Raw genomic sequence first — 13,194 nt, 5'->3', positions numbered from 1 at the left:
ATGAAATGGCCATAGAATAGCGTCCTGAATGCTAAATATTCCCTACTTATTATGACACAAAAAGCGTATTAATTTAGCCTATGATGCGGTTAATGCCAGCACATCAAGAGGAGAGACTGCCGACTGAAGCTTACTTTAAGAATTAATACTTCTAGATTTTCTGGTAGGAACTCTGTTTAAACCTCCAAGTCCATCAGACTGCAGTAAAATAATGTTGTCACTATCTAATTCCAGACGATATCCTTGGCCGCGAATAGTTTTAATCAGTTGGTTTAATGCTTCGCACCCGTTGAGCAATTCTTTGAGACGAGTACGTCGCGAACTAATTTTCTGACCCTGAGGCTTATATAGCATCTCTTTATCAACAGTTCTTCCCGGGTTGCATGCCAGAATCCATAACAAATTCCATTGAACAGTTTCAGTGTCCCATTTTTGGACAATAGGTTCTCCATCCCAAAAGACCTGTCGCGGTGAATGATCAACTAAAACCAGACGGGATTGAGAGCAAGCCCAGTCGATCAAATCCTCAGGGCTATCCGGAACTTCATAAATAGGCTTGATGTCCATCAAAGCTTGAGCAACTTTTCGGATTACTGCAGGATTACATAATGAAGCAGGCTCTTTCTTTATAAGTTTGAAAGTACCATCTAACTGCTTCTCAACATGTTGGATTTCTCCGGGAGGTCGTACGACACATCTTCGAAAAGATCGTGATCTCACTTCTACTTCACTTGAATCTTCCACGAGCCAATTCAATTCAGGACGATCCGCGTAAGACAAATAAATTAATGATAAAGTTGTGCAAGCATCTCGGAGAGTTTTTTGCTTGGATTTCAGACATACTTTTTGTAATTCCTTGACTGAGGAATCTAATTGCGTCACACAATCCATAAGAGAAGAAAAATCTTTCATACTTTGCTCATCATCTATCCGTATATTCGCAAAGAAGAGTCTATATATTTGATCTAAAATTTCTTTCCAATATTTTATGCGGGCAAACATGCTGTCACAGACATGATCAGCTGGTGTTTTATTCTGCTTGTAATTTCGAAAATTATTTGTGTGCTGATTATTGAAATCCTCTAATAACAATTGCTGTGTCGGCTGATAAAAATCCTCTGCATGGACAAGGTCGAACCAGCGTCTCTGAGCAATGAAACGTATATCATTAATGTGGTGTATGGGAATCCTAGCCTGATAAACGTAGGGAAAGCAGGCTTCCAATTGAACTGCAAATTTAACCAAGCAATCATCGACATACTCCACAAGTTTGCGTTCTCGCGTCTCCGTACCTTTACTTAAGTGTGAAGCAGACCAAAGAGTATTTGACTGAAAAGTCGTTAAATCGACCAACTCTTCTACAACAGGACAAACACTCTCTTTTAACCACGCTTCAATAAGATCTGATTTCTCCTCCGTCATATTTATTTCTTGAAGCGGACCTAAATCCTCAAACCCCTGTAATGCCAACAATAATTTATTCATCAAAGTATCAGCTCAAAATTAAGATCGAGATAAAACGGATCACTTACAACAGAATCCGGTTCCATTCCAACGCATATTAGTCCAATCGAGATCATTAGACAGCAATATTTTTCTATCGAACCTAGTTCGTTCCTTGATATCTATGCCCACTGTTGAAAGGCAAGGGTTCATATTTACAGTGAGGAAGTTTTTTAATGCCCGGCTACACGAACGCTTATCAGGCAAATTATTTAACTTTTTTCTCAAAAATCTTCCCCAAGCAGTCAATTGTCGCGTCATGCGACAATTGTGCGACCCTCAATTGCGACAATCTGATGATCGAGATGACCACTGGGTCAACAATATCATCACTTTGTATCGACATTCGGGTCGGACATGGCAACAGACTGGTTAACAGCACAGCAGGCAGCAGAAGAACTCGGGATCTCAGTCCTGACGTTTTACGACTGGCTTGCGCAGTCAGACTGTGGTGAGTTTGTACTACGCGGAACCGCTGTGGAAATCAAATACTTTCAGGGAGGCCGGAGAGGACAGGGGCGGATTCGTATCGAAAAGAGTGAAATCGGACGCATCAAAGAAGAAATGCGTGTCAAACCTCAGACTAGGATACACCGTCACAGGGCGACAAATTCCAAACAGTTTCCAGGCATTACGGTACCATTGGGGCGACCAGATTAGCTCAAAACACTTACGTTGAGTCCTATTCTTGTCTACAGAGGCGGCAGATACTGAGTATTTTCAGCTGAGTAATATTCAAACTAAAGCTGATTTTGGAGCGTGGTTTACATTCCAATTGCCGTCCACAGAGGCTCCTGATAATGCTGTCCCCACTCACGGCCATAATGATCAAAGGCCACTTTGGGAGTATCCCCCATCAACTCTGCTAAAACTTCAATGGAACATCCCTGTCCCTCATTCCAGTAGCCGGCGAGCATCCGATGCGCGAATGTATGACGGCAGGTATAAGTCGAATACTGCTTGCGGACAGGATCATTGAGCCATCCTAGGTCCTGTCGTATTTTACGGAAACGTTGCACGCCAGCCACTTTCGTCCAGGCACCTCCTCGCGAATTCCGAAAAAGAGTAGTTGTGGGATCAGCTCCCACTTCCTCAATCATTTGTCGTGTCAATTCAGCGACCTCAGACCGCACAGGAATGGTACGTGTCTTCCCAGTCTTGCTGGCATAGACCCGCCATTGCATACCCCGCTCAGATTCAATGACATCATTGGCAGTAACACGGGCCAGTTCACAAAAAGGACGTAGTCCTGTATGAATTCCAGCAAACAGGAAATTGCCAAAATAATCATCGGTAGCAGAATACAGCAATTGCTCATCTTCTTCACTGAAAGAATGGAGTCGTGGGCACTGCGGTGGTTTTTGCATTCCCACCAGGGGATTGTGAATGGAGCCGACTTCCTCTGTGTAAAAATTAAAGGCTGCCATCACGATACTCATCGCATTCCGCTGTGTCGCCGTCGACTTCCAAGTAGGATGGCTTTCCACCCAATGTTGTATGTGCCCTTTCTGTAATTCGTCCACGGCCAAAGCACCACAATAGGCGCACAGTTCATTCAGATACCGTGCCACTTCAGCATGGTAATCCGAGCTGAGGTTTCCATGTTTAAATCGAGCTTCACAATGTTCAAGATACCGCGAGCACACCATGGCAACTTGTATCACCACCTTACTCTTCTGTTCTGGAGTCGGCAACCAGTCCCCATCAGCTTTCACCCGGGCCAGTGCCAGTTCTGCAAGTTGACTGTTCTCTTTCCCGCGAACAGGACGCCCTGTGGTATCAACAAGACGCAAACGTTTTTTCGTTCCCGGTGGCGTGAAATACCAGGAATCCGTCTGTTCCCAATACCAGGCACGTCCGCGGGAACGCCTTTGACGGGATTTTGATTTTTCTGCCATTGATCAACATGGTCCTTATTTTGTCTTCGTTGAAGCAACTTTACGTCTCGAGTTTGTACTACCTGACCTGCTCGTTTTCTTAGTAGCTTTGGTCTGCTTTCGTTTTGTTTTAGACTGACTGTCTTTGGGTCCAGTAGAACTTTCACCAATGGCATTCCATAAGGGGTCCTGGTAGTTCTGAGCCCATTCTCGACCATAATGCCGAAAGGTGGTCGTGGGTGTGTCACCGATGAGTTCAGCCACTGTTTCGATTGAGGCACCTCTTCCATCCGTCCAATACCCGGACAACATTCGATGTACGAACGTGTGACGGCACGTATAGCAGGAGTACTTGCCTTTGACTGGATCATCATTCCATTTCAGTTTTTTCTTTAATCCGATAAACCTCAGCACACCATTCATGCGTTTCCAGGGATTTCCTCTTGTATTTCTGAAGATGGGTTTCCCTGATCCCTGAGGGGCAGTTTTCATCAACTGACGAGTGAGCTTTGCTATCTCCGGTCGGACAGGGATTTTCCGCGTCTTATCAGTCTTACTGGCGTACACCCTCCACATCATGCCGCGATCGTGTTCCTCAATATCATCGGCCGTCAAACGGGCCAGTTCACTAAAAGGACGAAGTCCAGTATGAATCGCAGCAAAGAGGAAATTGCTGAAGCAGGGCTCACAAATATCGTATAGTGCCTGCTCTTCTTCGGGGGAGAGAGAAGCCAAGCGTGGATTTTCTTTCGGCTTCTTGAGCCCTTTAATCGGATTGACTACTCCGAACATCTCTTCAGCGCGGTTAAACGCGGCATTCACAATCGAGATAACACTCCGACGTGTGGCCGGGCTCTTCCAAGTCTCGTGACTATCAATCCATTCCTGCACATGTCCTTTTTTGAGATCAGAAACTGGAAGCGCTCCACAGTAGCCACAAAGGTCATTCAGCCAGGCAACTGAGTTAATACAATGCCCTTTGCTCATTGTGTTTTTTTCCAGACTGCGTTCACAGTACTGCAGATATTCAGAACAAACCCGTGCTACCAACCAGGGACCATGATTTGCATGAATAGTTGTTTCATCAGACCAGGTTAGTTTTTCTCTGGCCAGTGCGATTTCGGCTTCGCGTTTCTGTTTTTTACCGCGAAGTCGCTCGCCTTTTTCGTCGAACAGCGCAATCCGTTTTTTGGTACCTGGCTGGGTATAGTACCAGCAGTCCGTCTGCTTCCAATGCCAGGCGGAACCATGTGTTTGACGTCGTTTTGTGCGTTTTTGTTTCATGCTGTTCCGCTTCATCAAAAATGATTCGGGTAATGATTTGCTTGACCCGCTGGTTCCATTGGCTGATACCAAAAGGTAATAACTTGCAATCCCCGAGAAGAATCACTTTGATTGGAGCCATTATGCAACCTGCAGCAGTAATTTCCGGGCTTGATGAAAAATCATCAAATAGATATTTACTACATAATATTACTACACTCATCCTTACAACACTGACATTATACATTGTGTTTGGTTCGCTTAATATAGCATATTCCTCTGAAAAGAAGAGTGTACCTAATATTGTATTTATACTTGCAGATGATATGGGCTATGGTGACGTCACCGCCCTCAACGCCGACAGCCGGATTCCGACACCCCATCTCGATCAACTCGCCCGTCAGAGCCTGACCTTCACCGATGCCCACGCCGCGGGCTCCTATTGTGTCCCCTCCCGCTACGGCCTGCTCACCGGCCGCTACATGTGGCGTACCCGCCTGGGTTCGGGGGGGAACCTCGCGAATTTCGCAGGTACCCTGATCGAACCGGGCCGCAAAACCATTGCGAACCTGATGCAGGAAGCTGGCTACCGGACCGGACTCGTCGGTAAATGGCACCAGGGCATCGACTGGAAGCTGCACGACGAAAGCGAACGGGCACAGATCCGCGTCGACCCCAACTATCAGAACTTTAAAAATATCGACTTCGCTTCTCCGGCGTTGAAAGGTCCGCGAGACTTTGGTTTCGCTTACTCCTTCGGCACCGCCGGTTCTGCAGAGATGAACCCCGCCGCTTTCATCGAGAACAACCGTGTGACCGTCATTCCCACCATGACTTCCGCCCAGGCCAAAGCACAACACGGCGAATGGTATGGTCGGGACGATAACATTGTCGCCGCCGGCTACACTATGGATCGACTCGTTCCCACGCTGTCGCACAAGGCCTGCGAGTTCGTCGAGTCCGCGGTCCGCACGAAACCCGACCAGCCCTTCTTCCTCTATTACGCGATGACCACACCCCATAACCCGATCGTTCCCCACAAGGAGTTCATGGGCAAAAGCAAAGCCGGCACCTATGGCGATTTCGTCGTCGAGCTCGATTACCACGTTGGCAAGCTGCTCCGGAAGCTGGACGACCTGGGCATCGCCGACAACACTCTCGTCATCTTCACCAGCGACAATGGGCCCGTGAACCGCACCAAAGGCTATCCCCAGCGCTGGGTTCGCGGCGATACCATGATCTACGGTCACGACAGCAACGGTCCCTGTACCGGCTGGAAAGGGGGCCTCGAAGAAGGGGGGCACCGCGTTCCATTTCTCGTGCGCTGGCCCACAGTCATCAAGCCAGGCGAAACCTGTTCGACTACGATCGTCTTCAACGACGTCCTGCCTACGCTGGCAGAAATGCTGGATGTCCCGCTCGACAGCAGCACCGCAGAAGATGGCGTGAGTTTCTACCCGGCCCTGCAAGGCGAATCGCGGCCCGTCTCCTTCCATAAGGCAATTGTCCACAATCATCACAACGGCACGTTCGCCGTCCGACAGGGACAATTCAAACTGACGATCCGCGGCCCCCAAACGGTCGAGCAAGTTCTGGATGACAGCATCCCCGTTGCGTATACCCTGTATGATCTGGACCAGGACATCGAAGAATCTACCGACATCGCAAAACAGCATCCGCAGCAGGTGCAACAGATGCACGCCCTGTTGAAACAATATATCAAGGCCGGCAGAAGTAACGGCACTGAAAGCCCCTGAAGTAACGTCTCTTGCCGGGACAATACCGGCATGCTGGTGTATGATTATTGTATTTGTCTCCTGAAACATTCAGACAGCCGAGGCCTCTCATGCAGCTCGATCCCTTTCATCTCGCGTTTCAGGTGCGTGACATTGCCGAAGCCCGCGCCTTTTATGGTGACCTGCTCGGCTGCAGTGAAGGACGCAGCGCCGAGACCTGGGTCGACTTCAATTTCTTTGGCCACCAGGTCGTCTGCCACCTGAATCCGGACATCGGCCCCGACGGCAGCATCGCGGCGCACGTGAATCCCGTCGACGGTCACGGCGTCCCTGTCCCCCACTTCGGTGTCGTTCTCACCATGGATCGCTGGCAGTCCCTGGCTGATCGTCTGCGCGAACGACAGATCGAGTTCATTATCGAACCCTACATCCGCTTCCAGGGGCAGCCGGGCGAACAGGCTACCATGTTCTTCCTCGACCCCAGCGGCAACGCACTGGAATTCAAAGCCTTCAAAGATATCGAATCCCAGCTGTTTGCCAACTGATACAGAAGTGCTCGCACCTGTCTCCTTCGTCAACGTGATTTTAATTTTATCGCAGAATCGCGGACGCCACCCCCGCAAGGCCCATTGATATTAGAAACAGGAGCGTCCCAAATCGATTTTTCTGCTTGAACCAGCACAAGGCAGCAGCACCGGCGCCGGTTCCCACGAGTAGAGTGAGACTGCATCCTAAATAATTTTTCCAGGTCAGGGCGATCTTGTCGAGTGACTCATATCGGCCGTAACTGTATTCGATCGGTCCGTAACGCACGTTGTAATACACTATCGTGGTCACCATCATCAGGCCAACCGCGATATAAAACAGACTGATTAAGGAAGCAATGATGCCTCCCACGAAATGCCAGCGCATGTGGAATACCTGCATTCTCTTGAAGTCGGAAGCAGCTTCCGAAGGGATATTCTTGTAGATTGCGGTCGCACTTCCAGGGAAATATTCTGCTTGCAGAGTGCGACTGATTTGGATATTTTGAGTTCGACGTAAATGCATGTATAGAAATACTCAAGGCGGAAAATGAATGCAACTGAAACTGTTTGCTGTGACTCAATTTCCTGTCGTTTATGAAATCGTCCGAGGTAATGATGGAAGAATTCTTATACCTGAAAAAATCAAGACGATTCTGGGGCTGGACGGTTTGCCTGTCGCTCATCGCAGCCATCCTCTCTCCATTTCTCAGCATCAACGCGGTCCTGAATATCATCACCAGCATCTCGCAACGCTGGGAAGAGACAGACCAGCAACAGCCGTTCGAATTTATTGTGGACATTCTCAATAACTCCCTGACCGCCCTGAGTGCCGGGGCCACCGCGATGCTGGTCTCCCTGGTCATCTTTCTGATCTCGCTCATCCTGTATCTCAAGCGGGGGAAAGCCATGCTGGCGCTCACGGAAAGAGCCCTCACCATTTTGGAATCAACGCCGGAACACGCTGAAGTCCCCTCTGCAGACTGACCAGTCGCGAAAAAAACTTCTGTCGCTGCACACTGCACACTGCAAATATCTCTCCCGGTCTGTGCGTAGAACTGAATAAACTGAACTTGATCCGCACTTTCCGATCCATAAAGTGTTGCAATTGTGCTTCGCGCGCGAGGCGGGTGATGCGTGCACTGGAATCTGTGACACAAGTACCCCAGGTCCACCTGAATCGTCGTCGAATTTTGCCGTTTTTCACCGGAACACTCAGCACCGGTTCCCGTTGTGTCGTACAATTTCAAAGCATTTCGGAACCATTTCAACCAAACTGAGCGGCAACTCACAGCAAACTCAGACCGTAAATTCTGCTTGACACCCTCGTGCCGATCGCGATGATCAGCCCCGTCACACAGAGTGACAACAGATACCTGCAACGCAGAGCAAGCCCCGGGCGTGTTGTCTCCTGATGCAGCAGATACCATGTAAGACTCCCAGGGAAACAGAATTAGCAATCTTTCAGCAGCGGAGAAACGTTCTCCGCTCACCAAAACGCACTCATCATACGCAGTGGCTCCGGCCAGGCGAGGTAAACATGCAGAGCCAGATTCCCCGCAAATCGCTCTCACACTACCTGCACAAAACTGCTAAACTCCCCGCATGTCAGGCTCGTGTAAGAGCAGGCCAGGGACGTAAGTCTTTTGAGTGACCCGTCCCGGAAAAATCCAATCGAATCAGGATGTCGATGATGAAATTCAGGAAGCTTGGAAATACGGATATCACGGTTTCGGAAATCTCCCTCGGATGTTCCGGATTCTGGGGCAATGCCCGCTTTCCAGAGCGACAGGCTGCGGACATCATTCACACCGCGTTTGATGCAGGGGTCAACTTCTTCGATACGGGGCACAACTACTGTCACTTCCACGCCGAACCCCGACTGGGACGCATTCTGAAACCGCTGTTCGCGCAGCACGACCGCTCTCAGTTCGTACTCTCCACCAAGGCCGGCACCATCGTCCCGTCCGCCCCTTTGGTATTCCGCAATCGTCCCTGCAAAGATTTCTCACCCGATTACATCGAAGCCACCTGCGCGAAATCGATTCAGAACCTGAACTGTGATTACCTCGATATCTTCCAGCTGCACGGCATCACTCAGGACCAGATTACCCCCGCGCTGATCGATCGTCTGAGCAATATGAAAGAACGGGGCATGTTCCGCTGCCTGGGCGTCAACAGTCATTCCGCGGCCGACCTGCTCTATATCGCCGATCATCCCGATCTGTTCGACATGGTCCTGCTCGACTTCAACGTCCTGCAGCTCGACCGGGAACCCGTCATCCGCAAACTGGCCGAAGCAGGCATCGGGGTTGTCGCGGGAACCGTGCTTGCCCAGGGGCACCTCGTGGCAGGCAAGATCGGCTCCTTCAAAAGCACCGCCGACCTCTGGTACCTGGCCCGGGCACTGCTCAAATCGACGGGCCGTCAGTTCTCTCGCAACGCCCAACCAATGCGGGAAGCCCTCGCCACAGTAGAAAACCTGACCCCGGCCCAGGCCGCATTTGCCTACGTGCTCGCCAATCAGGATATCTCAAGCTGTGTATTTGGCACGACGAAAATCAAAAACCTGAGCGAGATCCTCGCAGCCTCTGATCAGAGTCTCTCGGCAGAGGTCAGAGCCGCAATTCGCAACACGTTCGAACAGATCCCCGAGAAGATCAGCGCCTGATCGAGCAGGTCTTTGGGATTATCGTTCCAGCACATTCAATCGAATGCGAACCGGATCTGCCGTGAGCGGCGTTCTTGCACTGGCTTGCCCACTTCGATTTCAATCCGACCATCTTTCAATTTCGCATCCGCGTAATCCGGCACGCCTTTGGGATATAACGCCTCGACCGATTTCACCGTCGCAGGTTTACCGTTGACCTGCAGGTTGCCGAACGTGACTGTCACCCGGGGAATCTCTTCCACAGGAATCCGTGCACCATACACTTCCACAAAACTCGCGATCCTGGGGGATAGTTTCAGGTTCTCTCCCGGAAACCGCAGGGCCCCGATGAAAATTGTCTCATTCTTAGCCCGTGATTCCAGGAACGCACCGACCCAGGTGCAGGGCTTGCCGTTAATCACCTCCCGGTCCAGACGAATGATCTTGTAGGTATACGTCCCTTTTGACCACTTAAAAGGACGCCGCACGCTGACAAAATCGCCTTCGTGGCCGGAGCTCTGGAAGAACCCACCCTCGCCCGGTCGAATCGCCTGAGGGCTCCGCTCGCCCCACATCGACATCAGCAGTCCGGGCCCAAGCTTCCGTAGTTGACGGTTCTGCAGAGTGTAGCCGTCGGACTGTGTCTGCAGGCCTCCGTAAAAGGGCGTCTGACTCAGGTGTCCCAGCCCGATCGGGGAGATATACAGTCGCTTGGTCTCCGGCACTTCGTCGCTGATGGTCACATCGATGCTGTAACTCTCAAACAGAACTTCTTCGCTCATCTCCCACCACAGGTCCGCCAGATGCCACGGCATCGGAGCATACTTCGGCTCCTCTGCACAGACGGTGCCTGCAAACAGACCAAGAAACAGGAAAGCGAGACAGAATCCGGGAAATCTGTTCCAGAGCATCATAGCCACTCCTTCATGCAGCAGAGAAAGTTCAGCAAGGTTACACCACAGGCAGCGACTTGTCTTCAGCCCTGGGTGAGGTCTCCCAGGATATGCGGATGCAGATCGACTGTGAACGGCTCAAAGAACGTCACGTCATTCCCATCCTCACCGGACTCCATGCGATACGGAACGTAGATGTAGCGCGATAACCCCTGGCTGACCACATGCACGCGGAGCCCATCGCGGGACGGCGGCTCATGTTTCTCGGGAATATTCACATCGCAGGCCAGGGCAGATGCCACGATATCGTTGTTCTGGGTCTGTTCCTGCAAAGCCTTGTCCAGGGCCTGGTAGATATCTTTCTGGTCAGGCTGCGTATCCCCCAGTTCTGCTCGGACCGCGTTCAATTCGAGTGCGGGCGTGAGGAGGGCGCCAAACGGATTGAACCCGCCCGACTCCTGCAGCATCGATTTGGCCTGGTCGTAGCAGTAATTGAACAGCTCATAAATCTTGTCGGAAGGCACTTCCATTTTCGGTATCCCGTCCTGAATGCGGTTTCAACTCGGTTTGATATAAGAGAAGAAATCAGTCGTATGTTTGTTGTCAGTCAAGTTCCTGTATCGTAAGCACATGCAATTCCCACTTCAACCATATGTAAGCATCTGCAACAGGAGGGTGAATCACCTGGTATTAAAAATGTTTGTGACTCACGTACAAATCATTTAGAATCAAGGACTGCAGCAGAACGGAATCCCGAAAAAGAAACATCTCACCAGGGGAGAGAACTCATGCAGCGCTCAATGTCAAAACTGAAGACCCTCGTCACCGTCGCGACTCTCACAGCCCTCACCGCCGTGGTCTCAGCCGACGATAAGCAAGCAGCCGCGATTCAAAAGGACCGCAACCAGATCGCGGGCACCTGGCAGATCCAAGTGCTGGAAATCAACGGCAATCGTTCAGCGGGGGAAGATGTGAAACACCTCACCGTCGTCAACGGCGCCGACGGCACTTGGAGTCTGCGTTCCGATGGAAACGAGATTGCCCGGGGGACGACCAGCATCGATCCCAGCCAAAGCGTCAAAACCATCGATATCCAGCCAACCTCCGGACAGGACCAGGGAAAAACCTATCGGGGCATTTACGAACTCGGCAAAACAAGCCGCAAACTCTGCTTCGCCCCTGCCGGCAAAGACCGCCCCACAGATTTCACCACGAACGCGGAGAATCAACACATCTTCGTGAAATTCAAACGCCTCCAAGCGACTCAGGAAAAAGAAGTTCCCTGAGCGTCTCAGATCATCAATGACGCAGGATCGATAATCGCTGTTGTATGCATCCATTAGCCGCAGGGCGTTAGCCCCGGTTCTTCCAAATCATCAACGATGATTTGGAGCACAGCCTCGTAGAACACATGCGAAAACCATTACTGAAATAGTATCTGGCCACCAGTTTCATCCAGCGTCTATAATAGTATAACAGCGATTCACGACCACTCACCACCGGGAAACGAAAAGAACTCCATGCTGACACAATTCTGTGTACCACCGTCGCAATTCATCAGAGCCACCCTCGTGACACTCTGCCTCCTGACCAGTCCCGCTCTGGTTCAAGCCGCAGACTTCCGCGTCGCCACTCCCGCTGAGCTGGACTCCGCCAGAAAATCCGCCCGCCCGGGAGACGTCATCACCCTTGGCGGCAAAGACTGGCACGATGTCCGTCTGAAACTCAAACTCAAGGGGACGCCGGAGCAGCCGATCACCGTGCGTTCCGTAGTCGCGTTCACGGGAGCCTCCTCGTTCAATCTCAATGGCGAACACGTCATCCTTAACGGTTTGACCTTCCGCGACGGGAGTCTGGAGACCGGGCATGTTCTGCTGATCCGCGGGGCACACAATCGGGTCACCCGCTGCACCATCGAAGCCTATAACCCGGACGAGATCGACACCCGCTATCAGTGGCTCAGCCTCAACGGGCATCATCACCGCGTCGATCACTGTCGATTCGCCGGCCAGAACCATTCGGGTACTACGCTGGTCGTCTGGCTGGACGAAGAGGGCGAAGTCGGCCGGCACCGCATCGAACGCAATCACTTCCTCAACCGCGCACGCGGGAACGGCAACGGATTCGAAACCCTCCGTATCGGCACCAGTGAAACCTCACTGAAATCGGCCCAGTGCGTCGTCTCCGAAAACCTGTTCGAAAACTGCGATGGTGAAATCGAACTCATTTCCAATAAGTCATGCGATAATGTTTACGAACGCAATACCATCGTCGGCTGTGCCGGTGCACTCACCCTCCGACATGGTAACAACTGCATCGTCCGCGATAACCTCATCCTGGGTAACGGCGACCGCCATTCCGGCGGCATCCGCGTCATCGGTGAAGGGCACCAGATTATCGGGAATCACATCGCAGGCGTCGGCGACCGCATCGACGGTGCGATCGCTTTGAGTGCCGGCGTTGAGAATCCGCAACTGAACCAGCACGCCCAGGTCCGCAATGTACTCATCGAAAACAACACACTGATCGACAACGCCGGGAATGACATCGTCCGCGGTCACGGTCTGGGCAGTCGCTCCCGTACGCTGCTCCCGGAAAATATCACCATCAAAAACACCCGCCACTCCGGCAAACCCACCATGAAACAACTCAAACCCACAGATGTCGGCTCGGCTGACCAGAGACAATAATCAATCAGGCGCGGAGTCGCTCTCGCACCAGGCTCAGTTTACATTAATGTGACCTTCA

General features: G+C 51.3%; 13 protein-coding genes. 7 read left to right on the top strand and 6 right to left on the bottom strand.

Annotated features, from left to right (window positions below):
• Positions 1–135 precede the first annotated feature (135 nt).
• Positions 136–1,485, bottom strand: coding sequence for a helix-turn-helix domain-containing protein (locus HG66A1_RS18175; RefSeq protein ID WP_145187059.1), 1,350 nt, complete (start codon positions 1,483–1,485; stop codon positions 136–138).
• Positions 1,486–1,860: 375 nt separating this feature from the next.
• Here HG66A1_RS18175 and HG66A1_RS18170 point away from each other — a divergent pair, with 375 nt between their 5' ends.
• Positions 1,861–2,163, top strand: a complete 303-nt coding sequence (locus HG66A1_RS18170; protein WP_145187057.1) for a helix-turn-helix domain-containing protein — start codon at positions 1,861–1,863, stop codon at positions 2,161–2,163.
• 104 nt (positions 2,164–2,267) lie between these two features.
• On the opposite strand, the gene HG66A1_RS18165 is transcribed toward HG66A1_RS18170, so the two are convergent.
• Both HG66A1_RS18165 and HG66A1_RS18160 read right to left on the bottom strand, forming a co-directional pair.
• Positions 2,268–3,401: a tyrosine-type recombinase/integrase gene (locus tag HG66A1_RS18165; RefSeq protein ID WP_145187055.1), complete on the bottom strand. Its 1,134-nt coding sequence runs from the start codon at positions 3,399–3,401 to the stop codon at positions 2,268–2,270.
• 15 nt (positions 3,402–3,416) lie between these two features.
• Positions 3,417–4,664, bottom strand: coding sequence for a tyrosine-type recombinase/integrase (locus HG66A1_RS18160; RefSeq protein ID WP_145187053.1), 1,248 nt, complete (start codon positions 4,662–4,664; stop codon positions 3,417–3,419).
• Positions 4,665–4,684: 20 nt separating this feature from the next.
• Between HG66A1_RS18160 and HG66A1_RS18155 the strand changes: the two genes are divergently transcribed.
• Together HG66A1_RS18155 and HG66A1_RS18150 are read left to right on the top strand one after the other, a co-directional pair.
• Positions 4,685–6,400, top strand: a complete 1,716-nt coding sequence (locus tag HG66A1_RS18155) for a sulfatase family protein (protein ID WP_145187050.1) — start codon at positions 4,685–4,687, stop codon at positions 6,398–6,400.
• 89 nt (positions 6,401–6,489) lie between these two features.
• Positions 6,490–6,924 carry a VOC family protein gene (locus HG66A1_RS18150; protein ID WP_145187047.1) on the top strand — a complete coding sequence of 145 codons (435 nt, stop codon included), beginning with the start codon at positions 6,490–6,492 and terminating at the stop codon, positions 6,922–6,924.
• 46 nt (positions 6,925–6,970) lie between these two features.
• Here HG66A1_RS18150 and HG66A1_RS18145 read toward each other — a convergent pair whose 3' ends face one another.
• Positions 6,971–7,291 (bottom strand): hypothetical protein, encoded by a 321-nt coding sequence (locus HG66A1_RS18145; RefSeq protein WP_145187044.1) that lies wholly within the window; start codon positions 7,289–7,291, stop codon positions 6,971–6,973.
• 227 nt (positions 7,292–7,518) lie between these two features.
• Between HG66A1_RS18145 and HG66A1_RS18140 the strand changes: the two genes are divergently transcribed.
• The gene (locus HG66A1_RS18140; RefSeq protein ID WP_145187041.1) at positions 7,519–7,890 is read left to right on the top strand and encodes a hypothetical protein; all 372 of its coding nucleotides are present in this window, start codon (positions 7,519–7,521) and stop codon (positions 7,888–7,890) included.
• Between the two features lie 703 nt (positions 7,891–8,593).
• Positions 8,594–9,574 carry an aldo/keto reductase gene (locus tag HG66A1_RS18135; RefSeq protein WP_197996656.1) on the top strand — a complete coding sequence of 327 codons (981 nt, stop codon included), beginning with the start codon at positions 8,594–8,596 and terminating at the stop codon, positions 9,572–9,574.
• 35 nt (positions 9,575–9,609) lie between these two features.
• Here HG66A1_RS18135 and HG66A1_RS18130 read toward each other — a convergent pair whose 3' ends face one another.
• Positions 9,610–10,467: a DUF3472 domain-containing protein gene (locus HG66A1_RS18130; protein ID WP_145187035.1), complete on the bottom strand. Its 858-nt coding sequence runs from the start codon at positions 10,465–10,467 to the stop codon at positions 9,610–9,612.
• Between the two features lie 62 nt (positions 10,468–10,529).
• Positions 10,530–10,976 carry a hypothetical protein gene (locus tag HG66A1_RS18125; RefSeq protein WP_145187032.1) on the bottom strand — a complete coding sequence of 149 codons (447 nt, stop codon included), beginning with the start codon at positions 10,974–10,976 and terminating at the stop codon, positions 10,530–10,532.
• A gap of 258 nt (positions 10,977–11,234) precedes the next feature.
• Here HG66A1_RS18125 and HG66A1_RS18120 point away from each other — a divergent pair, with 258 nt between their 5' ends.
• Positions 11,235–11,732, top strand: a complete 498-nt coding sequence (locus tag HG66A1_RS18120) for a TIGR03067 domain-containing protein (protein ID WP_145187029.1) — start codon at positions 11,235–11,237, stop codon at positions 11,730–11,732.
• A 234-nt stretch (positions 11,733–11,966) separates the two neighbouring features.
• Positions 11,967–13,136 (top strand): polysaccharide lyase 6 family protein, encoded by a 1,170-nt coding sequence (locus tag HG66A1_RS18115; protein WP_145187026.1) that lies wholly within the window; start codon positions 11,967–11,969, stop codon positions 13,134–13,136.
• Positions 13,137–13,194: the final 58 nt, after the last annotated feature.

This window comes from Gimesia chilikensis (assembly GCF_007744075.1).
In the GTDB taxonomy this organism is placed as follows: domain Bacteria; phylum Planctomycetota; class Planctomycetia; order Planctomycetales; family Planctomycetaceae; genus Gimesia; species Gimesia chilikensis_A.
The sequence above is the reverse complement of the archived record's forward strand: the minus strand, read 5'-3'. Positions and strand labels throughout refer to the sequence as shown.